At 74.1% G+C, this 15862-nt stretch carries 14 protein-coding genes, 1 rRNA gene and 1 pseudogene; 5 read left to right on the top strand and 11 right to left on the bottom strand.

Annotated elements, in window-relative coordinates; translation table 11 throughout:
• Nucleotides 1–12 precede the first annotated feature (12 nt).
• Complete coding sequence (recN, locus tag IE295_RS18735) at nucleotides 13–1773, bottom strand: DNA repair protein RecN (RefSeq protein ID WP_190064843.1); 1761 nt, start codon at nucleotides 1771–1773, stop codon at nucleotides 13–15.
• A gap of 121 nt (nucleotides 1774–1894) precedes the next feature.
• On the opposite strand from recN, the gene IE295_RS18730 reads away from it, so the two are divergent.
• Nucleotides 1895–3334, top strand: coding sequence for a S41 family peptidase (locus tag IE295_RS18730; protein WP_190064842.1), 1440 nt, complete (start codon nucleotides 1895–1897; stop codon nucleotides 3332–3334).
• An 18-nt stretch (nucleotides 3335–3352) separates the two neighbouring features.
• On the opposite strand, the gene IE295_RS18725 is transcribed toward IE295_RS18730, so the two are convergent.
• From IE295_RS18725 to IE295_RS18715, 3 genes are read right to left on the bottom strand one after another with little or no spacing between them, the layout of a single operon-like run.
• Nucleotides 3353–4303: an NAD kinase gene (locus tag IE295_RS18725; protein ID WP_190064841.1), complete on the bottom strand. Its 951-nt coding sequence runs from the start codon at nucleotides 4301–4303 to the stop codon at nucleotides 3353–3355.
• Nucleotides 4300–5106 carry a TlyA family RNA methyltransferase gene (locus tag IE295_RS18720; RefSeq protein ID WP_190065136.1) on the bottom strand — a complete coding sequence of 269 codons (807 nt, stop codon included), beginning with the start codon at nucleotides 5104–5106 and terminating at the stop codon, nucleotides 4300–4302. Before IE295_RS18720 ends, IE295_RS18725 begins: the two co-directional genes overlap by 4 nt.
• Before the next feature lie 13 nt (nucleotides 5107–5119).
• A complete protein-coding gene (locus tag IE295_RS18715) occupies nucleotides 5120–5359 on the bottom strand; it encodes a hypothetical protein (RefSeq protein ID WP_190064840.1) in 240 nt (79 codons plus the stop codon).
• 69 nt (nucleotides 5360–5428) lie between these two features.
• Between IE295_RS18715 and IE295_RS18710 the strand changes: the two genes are divergently transcribed.
• The gene (locus tag IE295_RS18710) at nucleotides 5429–5776 is read left to right on the top strand and encodes a sterol-binding protein (RefSeq protein WP_190064839.1); all 348 of its coding nucleotides are present in this window, start codon (nucleotides 5429–5431) and stop codon (nucleotides 5774–5776) included.
• On the opposite strand, the gene IE295_RS18705 is transcribed toward IE295_RS18710, so the two are convergent.
• From IE295_RS18705 to IE295_RS18695, 3 genes are read right to left on the bottom strand one after another with little or no spacing between them, the layout of a single operon-like run.
• Complete coding sequence (locus IE295_RS18705) at nucleotides 5724–6704, bottom strand: ABC transporter ATP-binding protein (protein WP_190064838.1); 981 nt, start codon at nucleotides 6702–6704, stop codon at nucleotides 5724–5726. The genes IE295_RS18710 and IE295_RS18705 overlap by 53 nt on opposite strands.
• Nucleotides 6701–7738 (bottom strand): FecCD family ABC transporter permease, encoded by a 1038-nt coding sequence (locus tag IE295_RS18700; protein ID WP_190064837.1) that lies wholly within the window; start codon nucleotides 7736–7738, stop codon nucleotides 6701–6703. The genes IE295_RS18705 and IE295_RS18700 overlap by 4 nt, the downstream gene beginning before the upstream one ends.
• Entirely contained in the window at nucleotides 7735–8778 is a 1044-nt protein-coding gene (locus tag IE295_RS18695; protein WP_190065135.1) for a FecCD family ABC transporter permease, read from the bottom strand. Before IE295_RS18695 ends, IE295_RS18700 begins: the two co-directional genes overlap by 4 nt.
• A 59-nt stretch (nucleotides 8779–8837) precedes the next feature.
• On the opposite strand from IE295_RS18695, the gene IE295_RS18690 reads away from it, so the two are divergent.
• Nucleotides 8838–9863: an ABC transporter substrate-binding protein gene (locus tag IE295_RS18690; RefSeq protein WP_190064836.1), complete on the top strand. Its 1026-nt coding sequence runs from the start codon at nucleotides 8838–8840 to the stop codon at nucleotides 9861–9863.
• Between the two features lie 47 nt (nucleotides 9864–9910).
• Nucleotides 9911–10753, top strand: a complete 843-nt coding sequence (locus IE295_RS18685) for a siderophore-interacting protein (protein WP_190064835.1) — start codon at nucleotides 9911–9913, stop codon at nucleotides 10751–10753.
• Between the two features lie 66 nt (nucleotides 10754–10819).
• Here IE295_RS18685 and IE295_RS18680 read toward each other — a convergent pair whose 3' ends face one another.
• Complete coding sequence (locus tag IE295_RS18680; RefSeq protein ID WP_190064834.1) at nucleotides 10820–11851, bottom strand: HAD-IIA family hydrolase; 1032 nt, start codon at nucleotides 11849–11851, stop codon at nucleotides 10820–10822.
• A 75-nt stretch (nucleotides 11852–11926) separates the two neighbouring features.
• On the opposite strand from IE295_RS18680, the gene IE295_RS18675 reads away from it, so the two are divergent.
• Nucleotides 11927–13231, top strand: coding sequence for a DUF1015 family protein (locus IE295_RS18675; protein ID WP_190064833.1), 1305 nt, complete (start codon nucleotides 11927–11929; stop codon nucleotides 13229–13231).
• A gap of 85 nt (nucleotides 13232–13316) precedes the next feature.
• On the opposite strand, the gene IE295_RS33190 is transcribed toward IE295_RS18675, so the two are convergent.
• The 3 genes and pseudogenes from IE295_RS33190 to rrf all read right to left on the bottom strand — a co-directional run bounded on the left by IE295_RS33190 (nucleotide 13317) and on the right by rrf (nucleotide 15707).
• Nucleotides 13317–14156 carry a tetratricopeptide repeat protein gene (locus tag IE295_RS33190; RefSeq protein ID WP_194704357.1) on the bottom strand — a complete coding sequence of 280 codons (840 nt, stop codon included), beginning with the start codon at nucleotides 14154–14156 and terminating at the stop codon, nucleotides 13317–13319.
• 105 nt (nucleotides 14157–14261) lie between these two features.
• A pseudogene (locus IE295_RS34675) lies at nucleotides 14262–15452 on the bottom strand (hypothetical protein); the annotation flags it as partial.
• A 138-nt stretch (nucleotides 15453–15590) separates the two neighbouring features.
• Nucleotides 15591–15707: ribosomal RNA gene (rrf, locus tag IE295_RS18665) — 5S ribosomal RNA — on the bottom strand.
• Between the last annotated feature and the right edge of the window lie 155 nt (nucleotides 15708–15862).

Below are 15862 nucleotides of genomic sequence, written 5' to 3'. Positions count from 1 at the left end.
CGCAAGCCCCCCTCAGCACCCCCCACGCGCAGCCGCCAGCAACTCCTCCGCATGCGCCCGCGCCAACTCCGAGTCCTCCTGCCCCGCCAGCATGCGCGAAAGCTCCCGCACCCGCGCCTCCCCCTCCATCGCCCGCACCCCACTGCGCGTCACCGCGCCGTCGTGCGTCTTCTCCACCACCAGGTGCCGGTCCGCGAACGCCGCCACCTGCGGCAGGTGCGTGACGACCACGACCTGCGCCGTCCGCGCCAGCCGCGCCAGCCGCCGTCCGACCTCGACCGCGGCCTTGCCGCCGACTCCCGCGTCGACCTCGTCGAAGAGATAGGTCGGCACCGGGTCGGACCCGGCGAAGACGACCTCGACGGCCAGCATCACCCGCGACAGCTCACCGCCCGAGGCGCCCTTGGCGACGGGCCGTGGCTGGGCGCCGGGATGCGGGGCGAGGAGGAGCTCGACGTCGTCGGCTCCGTGCGGCCCGTAGGAGACGGCGCGGCCGCCCACCTCGATGCCGGACGCGGCGTCGGCGGCGTCGGCGAGCTCGTTCTGCCGGATGGCGAAGGAGACGCGCGCGTGCGGCATCGCCAGCGACGCCAGCTCCTCCGTCACGGCATCGGCGAAACGCTTCGCCGCCTCGGTCCGGGCGTCGCTCAGTACCTGCGCGAGGTCGCCGAGTTCGGCGCGCAGCGCGTCGCGTTCCGCCGTGAGCTCGGCGATGCGGTCGTCGTCGCCGTCCAGTTCGCCCAGTCGCGCCGCGCTGCGCTCGGCCCAGGCGAGGACTTCGGTGATGTCCTCGCCGTACTTGCGGGTCAGCTGCGTCAGGGCGGCCCGGCGCTCCTCCACGGCGGCCAGCCGGCGCGGGTCGGCGTCGAGGTCGGAGGCGTACCCGGCCAGGTCTCCGGCGACGTCGCGCAGCAGGATCCCGACCTCGCCGATGCGGTCGGCGAGGCCGGCCAGGGCGGGGTCGTGGGAGCGTACGGACTCCAGGGCGCGGTGCGCGCCCGCGACGAGCGTGGCGGCGTCGATGCCCTCGGGGTCCTCGGGGTCGCCGGCGAGCGCGGCGTGCGCGGCGGTGGCGGCGGAGGCGAGGGCCTCGGCGTGGCCGAGGCGGGAGGCCTCGGCGGCGAGCTCGGCGTCCTCGCCCGCCTGCGGCTCGACGGCGGCGATCTCGTCCAGGCCGAAGCGCAGCAGGTCCGCTTCCTGGGCGCGTTCGCGGGCGCGCGTGGTGAGCTCGGCGAGTTCGGCGGCGACGGCCCGCAGCCGGCGGTAGGCGCCGGCGTACTTGGCGAGCGGCACGGACACGGCGTCGCCGGCGTACCGGTCGAGGGCCTGCCGCTGCCGTACGGGCCGCAGCAGCCCCTGCTGGTCGGTCTGGCCGTGCACGGCCACGAGGTCGTCGGCCAGCTCGCTCAGCAGCCCCACGGGCACGCTGCGTCCGCCGAGGTGGGCGCGCGAGCGTCCCTCCGCGGAGAGGGTGCGGCTGACGAGCAGGGTGCCGTCGTCGAGTTCGGCGCCGGCCTCCTCGGCCCGTACGGCCACGGCCGAGCGGGCGTCGACGGCGAGCCGGCCCTCGACCACGGCGGCCTTGGCCCCCATCCGCACCAGCGCGGGGTCGGCCCGCCCGCCGAGCAGCAGCCCGAGGCTGGTGACGACCATGGTCTTGCCGGCGCCGGTCTCGCCCGTCACCGCCGTGAAACCGGGCGACAGCTCGACCACCGCGTCGTCAATGACGCCCAAGGACCGGATCCGCATCTCCTCCAACACGGATACGACCATACGAGGTTCCGGGGGTCCCTCGCGACGGCCTCCCCCGCCGATCGCCCTGGGGAGAACCCCACCACCGTTCCGGGTGACGGCCCCATCGTGCCGGGATCCCTTGGGGGGACAGGGTGGAACCATGATCATCCGTGATTCCGGCCGTCGCGCCGCGTCTCTCGCCGTCACCACGGCAGTCGCCTTCACCACTCTCGCCGGCACCCCGGCCGCGACCGCCCACTCCCCCCGGCCGGCCCCCACAGGGCCGGCGGCGGCCCTCGAGGGCACCTGGCGGATGGACGGCTACGGCACGCTGGTCTCCGTCGAGGACGGCGGCCGCCGGCTGCGGACGTACGAGACGACCGCCGCCGGGTGTCTGCCGGGGGTCACCGACGCGCGGCGGTCGCGGGCCGGGGAGCCGTTCCGGCAGGAGGGCGAGTCCACGATCACGGTGACCGCGGACGGTCCGTCCCGCGCCCGTCTGGCCCATGCGGAGTCCGTCGGCCACCGCGGCCTGCGCCGCGCCGGCGCGCTGCCCGCCGCCTGCCGCGAGGGGCAGCCCGCGAAGAACCCCCGGGCGGTGTTCGACACCTTCTGGCAGACGTACGCGGAGAACTACCCCTTCTTCGCGGTGAAGGGCGTCGACTGGAAGGCCGTGCGCGACCGCTACCGCCCCCGGGTGACCGGCCGGACCACCGACGCCGAGCTGTTCGGCATCCTGCGGAAGATGATCGAGCCCCTGCACGACGGCCACACCTCGATCGTGACGGGCTACGGCAAGGACGACCCGAGGTACGCGGGGCACCGCGAGGACACCACGCTGCCCGATGGGAAAACCGTCGAGCGCCTCGACGCGGCGGTCGCGGCGGCCGTGGGCGTCCCCCTGCGCACCTGGGGCCGGGGGGCGGTCTCCTACGCCGATCTCCCGGACGGCACGGGCTACCTGCGGGTGACCCGGTTCACCCGCTACACCCAGGCCGGGACGTACGAGGAGGACAGCGCCGAGCTCGACAGGGCCCTGGACGCGATCTTCACGCCGGAGCGGACCAAGGCCCTGCGCGGGGTGATCCTGGACCTGCGCTTCAACGGCGGCGGCTCGGACCGCCTGGGCCTGCGCATCGCGGAGCGGCTGACGGACCGCCCGTACACGGCGTACGCCAAGCACGCGCGCAACGACGCGACGGACCCGCGGAAGTTCACCGCTCCCGAGCCGGTCGGCGTCGCCCCGCACCGCGGCGGGCCGGTCTACACGGGCCCGCTGGCCGTGCTGGCCGGCCGCCTGACGATCAGCGCGGGCGAGACCACGACGCAGGCCCTGATGGGCCGTACGCCCGCGCCCGTGCGGATCGGCGAGAACACCCAGGGCTCCTTCTCGGACGTCCTCGAGCGGCGGCTGCCCAACGGCTGGACCTTCGGGCTGCCGAACGAGGAGTACCTGAGCGCGGCGGACGGCCGGACGACGTACGACGGGGCGGGCATCGCCCCGCACGTGCGGACCGCGGTCTTCACCGAGGAGGAGCTGGCCGCCGGCCGCGACTCCGCCCTGGCCGAGGCCCGCAGGCGCCTGGCCGCCGGGCGCTGAACGCGCCCGGCCTCCGCGCTAGTGCGGCGCCCCTCGCCATCCGGCGACGGGCAGGGCGAACTTCGCCACCAGCCGGTCCGTGAACGACGCGTGGTGCAGGCGCGCCAGGCGGACCGGCACGGCGCCGCGCCGCACCTCCACCCGGGCCCCGGCCGGGAGCTCCACGGTCCGCCGCCCGTCGCACCACAGCACGCCGTTCGGGGTCTGCGGCTGGACCTCCACCGCCAGCACCGAGTCCGGCGCGGTCACCAGCGGCTTGGCGAACAGCGCGTGGGCGCTGATGGGCACCATGAGCAGCGCCTCGACCTCGGGCCAGACGACGGGCCCGCCCGCCGAGAACGCGTACGCGGTGGAGCCGGTCGGCGTGGCGCACACCACCCCGTCGCCGCCGAAGCGGGAGACGGGCCGCCCGTCGACCTCGGTGACGACCTCCAGCAGCCGCTCGCGCGCCGCCTTCTCGACGGAGGCCTCGTTCAGCGCCCAGTCGGTGTGCACGATGTGCCCGTCCGTGCGCACGAGCACGTCGAGGGTCATCCGCTCCTCGACCTCGTACGCCCGGGTCACCACGCGGTCGACGACCTTGTCGAGGTCGTCCCGCTCGGCCTCGGCGAGGAAGCCGACCCGGCCGAGGTTGACGCCGAGCATCGGCACCCCGGACTGCCGGGCGAACTCGGCGCCGCGCAGCAGCGTGCCGTCGCCGCCGAGGACGATGAGCAGCTCACAGCCCGCGAGGGCGTCGGGCTTGCCGGGGCCGGTCTCGACCCGTTCCGCCGAGGCCGGCAGCGGCAGGTCCGCGGCCTCCTCGGCGAGGACCCGCACCCCGATGCCGCAGCGCAGGAGTCCCTGGACGACGAGTTCGGCGCTGCGGATGGCCGCCGGGCGGCCGGTGTGGGCGAGCAGGAAGACGGTGCGACCCGCCTGTGTCTCCGGCTCCGCCGGTGCTGCTGATGGTGCTTTTGAAGTGGTCAACGGGGCCCCTCCGCCACTGCACGGTCAACGTCCGCCGGGTCCAGTTCGGGCGCACCGGCGCGCAGCCACAGAAAGTACTCGACGTTGCCGGACGGTCCCGGCAGCGGGCTGGCGGTAACGCCCATGACGCCCAGCCCGAGTTCGGCGGCGCGCGCCGCGACGGCCCGCACGGTGTCGGCCCTGAGCTGGGCGCTGCGCACCACGCCGCCGCTGCCGAGGCGCTCCTTGCCGACCTCGAACTGCGGCTTGACCATCAGCACGAGGTCCGCGTCGGGCGCGGCGCAGCGCACGAGGGCGGGCAGCACGAGGCCGAGCGGGATGAAGGACAGGTCGCCGACGACGAGGTCGACGGGCAGGTCGTCGATCTGCTCGAGGGTCAGTTCGCGGACGTTGGTGCGGTCCTTGACGGTGACCCGCTCGTCGCTCTGCAGCGACCAGGCGAGCTGGCCGTAGCCGACGTCGACGGCGACGACGTGGGCGGCGCCGGTGCGCAGCAGCACGTCGGTGAAGCCGCCGGTGGAGGCGCCGGCGTCCAGGGCCCGGCGGCCCTCGACCTTCAGGCCCAGGGGGACGAAGGCGGCGAGCGCGCCGGCGAGCTTGTGGCCGCCCCGGGAGACGTAGTCCGGGTCGCTGTCGTCCTGGGTGACGACGAGGGCGGCGCTGGTCTCGACCTGGGTGGCGGCCTTGGTCGCCGTCGTACCGCCGACGGTCACGCGGCCTGCGGCGATCAGCTGGCTCGCGTGCTCGCGCGAGCGGGCCAGCTTGCGGCGCACCAGCTCCGCGTCGAGTCGGCGGCGGGTCACTGCCACGTGCGGTTCAGCTCCTGTTGTCGTACGGACGAGGGGGTCCGGGGCGCTGGTCGAGCGCGCCGAGCGCGTCGCGCAGTCCCTGGTGTACATCCTCGTACACCTCCAGGTGGCCGCTCACCTCGAGGTCGTCCGCGTCCGCCAGCCGGGCCAGGTGCGCGTCCACGCCGGCGTCGCCGGTGGGGGTGCGCGGGGCGCCGAGGGGCCGGGGCGCCGGGGGCGGCTGGTGCGGCTGCGTCGCGTCGGTCATGAAACCGACGCTACCCCGTATCGGGTGCTTCTCCTGTGTTCCGGGCTCGCCGGTGTACCGTCCATGGCGATGGCGACGATCGAGGAGTGCCGTGCCGCACTCGACCGGCTGGCGGAGAATCTCGCGGGCGCGAGCGGCGAGATCCGCGTCGCCGCCGCGCCCGACCGCTCGCTGAGCTGCCACGTCACCGATCTCGACGTCACCTTTGCGGGCCATCTGCGCGAGGGCCACATCAGGGAGGTGCGCACGCTGCAGGGTGCCCCCGAGGCGCGGACCGAGATCGCGCTGGAGATGACGGGCGACGACCTGGTGGCCCTGGTCGACGGCGAGCTGAACTTCGCGCGGGCCTGGGCCAGCGGCCGGGTCAGGCTGAAGGCGGGCCTGCGGGACGTGCTGCGGCTGCGGGCGATCCTGTAGCGCCGGCTTCCGCCGCCGTACGGGGCCTGCGGGCCGCCGGCACGACCAGGGGCGTGCCGGTCTGCGGGTCGTCGATGACCTGGCAGCGCAGCCCGAAGACGCGCTCGACCAGCTCGGCCGTGACCACCTCGGCGGGCGGCCCCTCGGCCACGACGCGCCCGTCGCGCAGGGCGATCAGGTGGGTGGCGTAGCGGGCGGCGTGGTTGAGGTCGTGCAGGACGGCGACGAGGGTGCGGCCCTGGGTCTCGTGGAGTTCCGCGCACAGGTCGAGGACCTCGATCTGGTGCTGGATGTCGAGGTAGGTGGTCGGCTCGTCGAGGAGCAGCAGCGGGGTGCGCTGGGCGAGGGCCATGGCGATCCACACGCGCTGGCGCTGGCCTCCGGAGAGTTCGTCGACGTACCGGTCGGCGAGGGCGGCGACGCCCGTGGCGGCCATCGACTCCGCGACGATGCGCTCGTCCTCGGGTGACCACTGCCGCAGCAGGCCCTGGTGGGGGTAGCGGCCGCGGGCGACGAGGTCGGCTACGGTGATGCCGTCGGGGGCCACGGAGGACTGCGGCAGCAGTCCCAGGGTGCGGGCGACCTTCTTGGCGGGGTAGGAGCCGATGGCCGCGCCGTCCAGCAGCACCGCGCCGGCGGCCGGCTTGAGCATGCGGGACAGGGCGCGCAGCAGGGTGGACTTGCCGCAGGCGTTGGGGCCGACGATGACGGTGAAGGAGTTGTCGGGGACGGCGACGGAGAGGTTCTCCGTGATGACCCGCCCGTCGTAGGCGAGGGTGACGGATTCGGCCGAAAGTCGGCTCGCCGTATTCGTCTTGTTCGCTTCTCCGCCCGCGCGGCGCGGAGGTGCGGCCGTCACGGTCGTCTGCGGCCCGGTGGCCGCGCGTGCGTCGCTCACGGTGGTGTTCCTGTCCTTGTGCGTACTCATATCCGTCCCGCCCTGCGCTCGGTGTACAGCAGCCACAGCAGGTAGCACCCGCCGAGCATCCCGGTGAGCGCTCCGACGGGCAGCCGGTCGGCGCCGAAGAGCTGCTGGGAGACCCAGTCGGCGGTGACCAGCAGGGCGGCGCCGGTGCAGGCGGCGGCGACGAGGTTGGGTCCGGGGGCGCGGGTCAGGCGCCGGGCGAGCTGGGGTGCGGCGAGGGCGACGAAGGCGATGGGCCCGGCGGCGGCCGTGGCGGCGGCGGTCAGCAGGACGGCGGCCGCCACGGTCACCAGCCGCGTCCGTTCGACGGGCACCCCGAGCGCGTAGGCCGCGTCGTCGCCCGTCTCCAGCATGCGCAGGGCGCGGCCGTGGCCGAGGACGAGGGGGACGAGCAGGGCGCAGGCGACGGCCAGGGGTCCGACCTGCTCCCAGTCGCGGCCGGCCAGGGAGCCGACCATCCATACGGTGGCGCGGGCGGCGTCGGTGAGGTTGGCCTTGGTGAGCAGGTAGCCGATGACGGCGGTGAGGATGGCGGCCATGGCGATGCCGACGAGGACGAACCGGTTGCCCTGTACGCCCTTCTTCCAGGCGAGCGCGTAGATCGCGGCGCCGGACAGGACGCCCCCGGCGACGGATCCGGCCGCGACGGCCGCGGGGTCGCCCTGGAAGAGGACGATGACGAGCAGCGCCCCCGCCGTCGAGCCCTGTCCCAGTCCGATCACGTCGGGGCTGCCCAGGGGGTTGCGGGAGACGGACTGGAAGACGGCGCCGGCCAGTCCGAGCGCGGTGCCGGCGAGCAGGCCGACCAGGACGCGGGGCAGCCGCAGGTCGTGGACGACGAAGTCCTGGGCGGGGGTGCCGCCACCGGTCAGGGTGCGGACGACGTCGGCGGACGACATGGGGTAGTCGCCGGTGCCGATGAGGGCGACGGAGGCGGCGAGCGCGGCGGCCGCGAGCAGCAGCACGACGAGCGTGGCGCGCGTGTCGAGGCGGACGGAGAGCCCGCCGCGGGTGCGCAGGGTCCTTGCGTGCTTCACAGTCGGGCCATCCTCCGGCGCCGTACGAGGTGGATGAAGAGCGGTCCGCCCAGCAGCGCGGTGACGATGCCCACCTGGAGTTCGGAGGGGCGGACGACGACGCGGCCGGCGATGTCCGAGCCGAGCAGCAGGACGGGGGCGAGGACCGCCGCGTAGGGCAGGATCCAGCGCATGTCCGGGCCGGTGAAGACGCGCACGACGTGCGGCACCATCAGCCCGACGAAGATGACGGGCCCGCAGGCGGCGGTGGCCGCCCCGCACAGCAGGGTGACGGCGGCGAGCGCGAGGACGCGGGTGGTGTTCAGCCGGGTGCCGAGCGCGCGGGCCTGGTCGTCGCCGAGCGCCAGGGCGTTGAGGGGCCGCGCCAGCGCCAGGGCCAGCAGGATGCCGGCCACGATGAAGGGCGCGACCTGGCTGACGACGGTGGAGTTGGCGGAGGCCAGCGATCCGACGGTCCAGAAGCGCATCCGGTCCAGGGCGGCGGTGTCCAGCAACTGGACGGAGAAGATGTAGCCGTTGAGGGCGGCGGTCACGGCGGTGCCGGCGAGCGCGAGGCGTACGGGCGTGGCGCCGCGGCTGCCGCCGAGCGCGTACACGACCACGGAGACGGCGGCGGCACCGAGGAAGGCGAGCCAGACGTAGCCGGTCAGGGAGCTGACGCCGAGGAAGCCGATGCCGGAGACCACGGCGGCCGCGGCGCCGGCGTTGATGCCGAACAGGCCGGGGTCGGCGAGCGGGTTGCGGGTGAGGGCCTGCATGACGGTGCCGGCGAGGCCGAGCGCGGCGCCGGCGAGCAGGCCGAGGAGGGTGCGCGGGACGCGTACGTCCCGTACGACCACGTCGGTCTCGCTGCCGGTGTAGTGGAACAGCCCGTGCCAGACCTGGTTCAGGGGAATCTGTTTGGCGCCCACGGCGACGGACGCGACGAGGACCAGCAGGAGGGCGCCCACCGCGGCGAGCAGTCCCGCGGCGCGCGGGGCGGCCCGGCGCCGGGGTTCGGCCTCCGGGGCGGCGGTGGGGGGAGGGGCACTGTCGACCAACACCCGGTTAGGTTAGCCTACCCTCACATTTGACCCTCACTCGAGAGAAGCACTACCCCATGAGCACCCCCCGCATCCTCACTCCCTCCCGTCGCGGCTTCCTCACCGCCGGCGGCGCCCTGGGCCTCGGCGCCCTCCTCACCGCCTGCGGGGGCGGCTCGTCCGACGCCTCCTCCGACACGGCCGGCGGCAAGGACGGCGCCTGGAGCTTCAAGGACGACCGGGGCAAGACGGTCAAGGCCGGCAAGACCCCCCGGCGCATCGTCGCGTTCACCGGAACCGCCGCCGCCCTCCACGACTTCGGCATCGAATGCGTCGGTGTCTTCGGCCCCACCAAGCTGGCCAACGGCAAGCCCGACCCGCAGGCCGGCGACCTCGACGTCGACAAGCTGACGATCCTCGGCAACGCCTGGGGCGAGTTCGGCATCGAGAAGTACGCGGGCCTGCGCCCCGACCTGCTCGTCAGCAACATGTTCGAGCCCGAGGCCCTGTGGTACGTGCCGGAGGAGAGCAAGAAGAAGATCCTCGGCTTCGCCCCCAGCGTAGGCCTCACCGCCTCCCGGGTCTCCATGCTCGAGCCCGTCAAGCGCTACGCCGCCCTCGCCGAGTCGCTCGGCGCCGACCTGACGGCCAAGAAGGTCACCGACGCCAAGGCCCGCTTCGAGAAGGCCGCCGAGAGGCTGCGCAAGGCCGCCAAGACCAACCGCATCAAGGTCATGGCCGCCTCCGGCAGCGCCGACCTCTTCTACGTCTCCAACCCGGCCGTCAACGCCGACCTGATGTACTTCCGCGAGCTCGGCGTCGACCTCGTCGTCCCCGACAAGCTCGACAAGGGCGGCTACTTCGAGAGCCTGAGCTGGGAGAACGCCGACAAGTACCAGGCCGACCTCATCATCCTGGACAGCCGCACCTCCGCCCTGCAGCCCAAGGACCTCGCCGCCAAGCCCACCTGGGAGCAGCTCCCCGCCGTCAAGGCCGGCCAGGTCTCCCCCTGGATGAGCGAGCCGCGCTTCTCCTACGCCGGCTGCGCACCGCTCCTGGAGGACCTCGCCGCGGCGATCGAGAAGGCCAAGAAGACGTCCTGACGCCGGGCCCCCGCCGACCGCACCGACCGAAAGGACCGCCCGCAGCGATGTCCGAAGCCCCTCCCCCGCCCTACCGCTGGTTCGACCTGCACGTCCTGCGCACCGAGCGGGTCAGCCCCTCCCTGGTCCGCGTCACCTTCGGCGGCGACCACCTCGGCGAGATGGTCACCGGCGGCCGCGACCAGCGCTTCAAGCTGTTCCTGCCCCGGCCGGGACAGGACGCCCCGGTGCTCCCGGACGACCTGGGCGTGGGCTGGTACGCGCAATGGCGCGTCCAGGACCCGGCCGTACGGGCCGTCATGCGCTCGTACACCGTGCGCGAGCTGCGCCACGACCCGCACGAGCTGGACGTCGACTTCGTCCAGCACGGCCGGCCCGGCGAGGGGACCGGCCACAGCGGGCCGGCCTCCGAGTGGTCCCGCACCGCCCGTCCCGGCGACCGGGTCGCGATCCTCGGCCCCACGGCCGAGGAGAACGGCGGCGTCGACTTCCAGCCGCCCGCCGGCACGGACTGGGTCCTGGTCACCGCCGACGAATCCGCCCTGCCCGCGGCCGCCGGCATCCTCGGCTGGCTGCCTGCCGGCACCCCGGCCAAGGTCTTCCTCGAGGTGGCCCACCCCGACGACGTCACGGACCTGCCCACCGCGGCCGACGCCGACATCACCTGGCTGATCCGCGGCCCCGGCGCGGCGCCCACCCTCGACGCGGTCCGCGCCGCCCGGCTGCCCGCCGGCACGCCCTACGCCTGGATCGCCGGCGAGTCCGGCACGGTCCGCGCCCTGCGCCGCCACCTCGTCGGCGACCGCGGCTTCGACCGCCGGGCGGTGACCTTCACGGGCTACTGGCGGCGCGGCGCCACCGAGGAGGACCTCCTGGCGGAACTGGGCTGAACGGCGTGATGCCGGGCGGCCCGCGCACGCGGCCCGCCCGGCATCACCCCCGTCACGGGGAAACCCCTACCAGCCCAGCCGGGCCAGCGCCTTCCCGGAGTCCAGCGCACACGAGCCGTCGCCCGCCGCCGTCCACGCCGCGGCGCACAGCGCCCGCAGCGCGTCGGCACGATCGCCGTCACCCTCCAGGGCGAGCGCCTCGCCGTCCACCGACGCCGTCCACCCGCCGCACCGGAACGCCCCGCCGTCGGCCTCCGACACCTCCGGCTGCGGCGTGAGCAGCGCCCGCAGGTCCTCGGCCACGTACGTCGCCCGGTGCTCCGGCCGCGCCGCGAGCAGCTGCGCGGCCGTCGTCACCCCGGTCAGCACCAGCAGCGAGTCCACGCCCCCCGCGTGCGCGCCCTCGATGTCCGTGTCCAGCCGGTCGCCCACCACCAGCGGCCGCTCGGCCCCGGTCCGCAGGATCGTCTCGCGGTGCATCGGCGGCAGCGGCTTGCCCGCCACCTGCGGCTCCGCGCCGGTGGCTATCCGCACCACCTGCACCGCCGAGCCGTTGCCCGGCGCGATGCCCCGGGCGCTGGGAATCGTCAGGTCCGTGTTCGAGGCGAACCACGGCAGCCCGCGCGCCACCGCGTACGACGCCTCCATCAGCCGCGACCACGGCATGTCCGGACCGCCGTACCCCTGCGCCACGGCGGCGGGGTCGTCGTCCAGCGACTCCACCGGCACCAGCCCGCGCTCGCGCAGCGCGACCCGCAGCCCCTCCGCGCCGATCACCAACACCCTGGAACCGGACGGCAGCTGATCGGAGATCAGCCGGGCCACCGCCTGCGCCGAAGTGATCACGTCCGCCGGCTCGGCCGGCACCCCCAGCTCGGTCAGGTGCCCCGCCACGGCCTCGGGGGTGCGCGCGGCGTTGTTCGTCACGTACGCCAGGTGCATCCCGCCGTCCCGGGCCGTCCCCAGGGACTCCACGGCGTGCGCGATGGCCTCGCCGCCCGCGTACACCACGCCGTCGAGGTCCAGCAGCGCCGTGTCGTAGGCGGCGCTCAGCCGCCGCTCGCTGCCGCCGGGCCGGGTGCGGACGGTCTGCTTCATGCTGTGATCGCTCCTTGTGCTGTACGTCTCTCCCACGATCATTGCTCATCCGGCCTCGAGACATAACATTTCACAATGAGCACTCCAGGCCATGGCAACGGCGCCAACGGCAGCCCCGCAGAGCGGGGGCTGCGACTCGCCCCCTTCCGAGGGCTGCGCTACGTCCCCGAGCGGGTCGGCAGCCTCGCGTCGGTCACCTCGCCACCGTACGACGTCGTCGTGCGGCCCGACGGCCTGCGCCACCTGGAGACCGCCGACCCGCACAACATCGTCCGCCTGATCCTCCCCCAGGCCGCCACCGCCGCCGACCGGCACCGCCAGGCCGCGGAGACCCTGCGCCGCTGGCAGGACGAGCAGGTCCTGGCCGCCGACCCGGAGCCCGCGCTCTACGTATACGAGCAGAGCGGCGACGGCATACTCCAGCGTGGTCTCATCGGCGCACTGCGCCTCACCCCGCGCGAGGAGGGCGTCGTCCTCCCCCACGAGGACGTCATGCCGCACATCATCGAGGACCGCGCCGCCCTGATGCGCGACACCGGCGCGAACCTCGAGCCCCTGCTCTTCTCCTACCGCGGCGGCGACGACGAGGAGGGCGCGGCGGGCGTCATCGAGCGCGTCATCCGCACCGAGCCGCTGCTCTCCACCGCCACGGACGACGGCTACGCCCACCGCCTGTGGTCCATCACCGACCCGGACGACCTCGCCCGCATCGACGCCGACCTCGGCCGCCGGCACGCCCTGATCGCCGACGGCCACCACCGCTGGGCCACCTACCTGCGGCTGCGCGCCGAACAGCCGGCACCGGGCCCCTGGGACTTCGGCCTCGTCCTGCTCGTGGACACCGCCCGCTACCCGCTGCGCGTACGGGCCATCCACCGCCTGCTGCACAAGCTGCCGGTCCGGGACGCGCTGGCCGCGCTGGGCGGCGCCTTCCGCGTGCGGACGCTCGAGGGTCCGCTGCCCAACGCCCTCGAGGAACTGGCGGAGGCCGCCTCCGGGCCGGGCAATGCCTTCCTGCTCGCCGGCGACGGCCGGTTCCACCTGCTGGACCGGCCCGACCCGCGGCTGCTGGAGCGCACGGTCCCGGCCGACCGCCCGCAGGCCTGGCGCGAGCTGGACGCGACGGTGCTGCACTCGCTGCTGCTGGAGCACATCTGGCGGGTTCCCGACGACCCGGAGCACATCGGCTACATCCACGAGACGGCCGCGGCCGTCAAGCAGGCCGAGCGCCACGGCGGCACGGCCGTGCTGATGTACCCGGTCCGCGAGGACGTCGTGCGGGAGCTGGCCGAGCAGGGCGTGACGATGCCGCGCAAGTCCACGTCCTTCGGCCCCAAGCCGGCGACGGGCCTGGTGCTGCGGAGCCTGGCCCTGAGCTGAGGCCGGCAACGTAAAAACGCCGAGGGCGGAAGCCCGGATCATCCGATCCGGGCTTCCGCCCTCGGCGTTGTTCGATCGCTACTGATCAGCTCTGGTCGCCGGTCTCCTTGGGAGCCTCGGCACCGGCGTCGGCGTCGGAGTCGGCGTCGGAGTCGGCGTCGGAGTCGGCGTCGGAGTCCTCGGCCTGGGCCTTGGGCTCGGCCTCGGCGTCGGCCTCGGCATCATCCTTGGTCGCGGCGTCGGCCTCGGTCACGACGTCGGCCTCATCGGCGTCGGCCTCGTCCGCGTCCTCTTCCATGGCGTCCGTGAACTCCACGCCGTCCAGCTCGGCGAGCCGGTCGGAGGCGTTCGTGGTGCCGCCCTGGTCGGCCTCGAGAGCCTTGGCGAACCACTCGCGGGCCTCGGCCTCCCGGCCGACGTCGAGGAGGGCCTCGGCGTACGCGTAGCGCAGGCGCGCGGTCCAGGGCTGGACGGAGTTCGACGCCAGCTCGGGGCTCTGCAGCGTCACCACGGCCGCCTCGGCCTGGCCCATGTCCTTACGGGCACCGGCGGCGACCAGGCGCATCTCGACCTGACCCGCCTTGTCGAGCTTCTGCACCTCGGGCTCGCCGGCCATGGCCAGCGCGCGCTCCGGGCGGCCCATGCCGCGCTCGCAGTCGGCCATGACGGGCCACAGCTCGACCGAACCGGTCATCCGGCGGGCGGCCCGGAACTCGGCGAGGGCCTCGGAGTACTTGGCCGTGGCGTAAGCGGCGAAGCCGGCGGCCTCCCGCACGGCGGCGACGCGCGAGGCGAGCCGCAGGGCGACGCGGGAGTACTCGTACGCCTGCTCGGGGTCCTCGTCCAGCAGGTTGGCCACCATGACCAGGTTGCGGGCGACGTCCTCGGCGAGCGTCTTCGGCAGGCTCATCAGCTCCTGCCGCACGTCCTTGTCGATCTCCTCACCGGTGACGTCCTCGGGGATCGGCAGCCGCTTCACCGGCTCCCGGTCACCGCGGTCGTCGCGGCGGTCGTCACGGCGCCCGTAGCCACCGGAACGGTCGTCACGGCCGCCTCGGTAGCCGCCGCCCTGACGGTCGTCACGGAACGAACGACGGGGGCCACGGTCGCCGCCCCGGTCGTCGCGGCGCGGGCCACGGTCGTCACGGCGGTCGTCGCGGCGGAAGCCACCGCGGTCGTCGTCACGGCGGGGACCACGGTCGTCACGGCGCTCGTCGCGGCGGAAGCCGCCACGGTCGTCGTCACGGCGGAAGGAGGGACGCTCGTCACGGCGGTCGTCACGGCGGAAGCCGCCGGGACGCTCGTCACGACGGTCATCGCGGCGGAAACCGCCACGGTCGTCATCACGGCGCGGGCCGCGGTCGTCGCGGCGCTCGTCACGACGGAAGGACGGGCGCTCGTCGCGACGGTCGTCACGACGGAAGCCGCCGCCACGCTCGTCATCGCGGCGCGGACCACGGTCATCACGGCGCTCGTCACGACGGTCATCGCGGCGGAAACCACCGGGACGGTCGTCACGACGGAAGCCACCGGGACGCTCGTCACGGCGGAAGCCGCCACCGCGCTCGTCGTCACGGCGGGGACCACGGTCGTCACGGCGGTCGTCGCGACGGAAGCCGCCGGGACGCTCGTCACGGCGCTCGTCGCGGCGGAAGCCACCACGGTCGTCGTCGCGGCGGCCGAAGCCACCACCCGGACGGCCGCCACGGTCGTCACGACGGAAGCCGCCGCCACGCTCGTCATCGCGGCGCGGGCCACGGTCGTCACGGCGGTCGTCACGGCGGAAGCCGCCGGCACGGTCGTCACGACGGTCATCGCGGCGGAAACCGCCACGGTCGTCATCGCGGCGCGGACCACGGTCATCGCGGCGCTCGTCACGGCGGAAACCGCCACGGTCGTCGTCGCGGCGGCCGAAGCCACCACCCGGACGGCCGCCACGGTCGTCACGACGGAAGCCGCCGCCACGCTCGTCGTCACGGCGGGGACCACGGTCGTCACGGCGGTCGTCACGGCGGAAGCCGCCGGGACGCTCGTCACGACGGTCATCGCGGCGGAAACCGCCACGGTCGTCATCGCGGCGCGGACCACGGTCGTCACGGCGCTCGTCACGGCGGGGGCCACCGGAACGGTCGTCGCGCCGGAAACCGCCGCTGCGCGGGCCGCGGGGGCCTCCGTAGCGCGACTCGCCGCCCGAGCGACCCTCGGGAGAGTTGGTGGACATCGACGTGACTCCTGTCTTCGGGTAACGCAGTCATTCTCGCGCACCCGGCTCACAGGCGCGCTTCGGCAAAAGCAACAGAAAAACAAAAGGACCCTTGGTCCCAGCGTGAACGCTGGGACCAAGGGTCCTTGAAAGATTGTTCGGCGGCGTCCTACTCTCCCACAGGGTCCCCCCTGCAGTACCATCGGCGCTGAAAGGCTTAGCTTCCGGGTTCGGAATGTAACCGGGCGTTTCCCTAACGCTATGACCACCGAAACCCTATCGGGTTCTAGCGAACAAGCACACTCTTCAATTAACAGTGAAACTTGGTTCAACCGGTGCGACTGTTCGCAACCCGGGAACCACACAGTGGACGCGAGCAACTGAGGACAAGCCCTCGGCCTATTAGTACCAGTCAGCTCCAACCGTTA

It is taken from the genome of Streptomyces griseocarneus (assembly GCF_014655595.1).
Taxonomy (GTDB): domain Bacteria; phylum Actinomycetota; class Actinomycetes; order Streptomycetales; family Streptomycetaceae; genus Streptomyces; species Streptomyces griseocarneus.
This window is presented reverse-complemented; position numbering and strand designations above follow the sequence as displayed.

Bases quoted from the DNA above. Each gene is read 5' to 3' on its own strand.
- IE295_RS18705 (WP_190064838.1), bottom strand. From the start codon at position 6,704: ATGAGTACGCACAAGGACAGGAACACCACCGTGAGCGACGCACGCGCG.
- IE295_RS18715 (WP_190064840.1), bottom strand. From the start codon at position 5,359: ATGACCGACGCGACGCAGCCGCACCAGCCGCCCCCGGCGCCCCGGCCC.
- IE295_RS18690 (WP_190064836.1), top strand. From the start codon at position 8,838: ATGAGCACCCCCCGCATCCTCACTCCCTCCCGTCGCGGCTTCCTCACC.
- IE295_RS18685 (WP_190064835.1), top strand. From the start codon at position 9,911: ATGTCCGAAGCCCCTCCCCCGCCCTACCGCTGGTTCGACCTGCACGTC.
- IE295_RS18675 (WP_190064833.1), top strand. From the start codon at position 11,927: ATGAGCACTCCAGGCCATGGCAACGGCGCCAACGGCAGCCCCGCAGAG.
- IE295_RS18710 (WP_190064839.1), top strand. From the start codon at position 5,429: ATGGCGACGATCGAGGAGTGCCGTGCCGCACTCGACCGGCTGGCGGAG.
- recN (WP_190064843.1), bottom strand. From the start codon at position 1,773: ATGGTCGTATCCGTGTTGGAGGAGATGCGGATCCGGTCCTTGGGCGTC.
- IE295_RS18680 (WP_190064834.1), bottom strand. From the start codon at position 11,851: ATGAAGCAGACCGTCCGCACCCGGCCCGGCGGCAGCGAGCGGCGGCTG.
- IE295_RS18730 (WP_190064842.1), top strand. From the start codon at position 1,895: ATGATCATCCGTGATTCCGGCCGTCGCGCCGCGTCTCTCGCCGTCACC.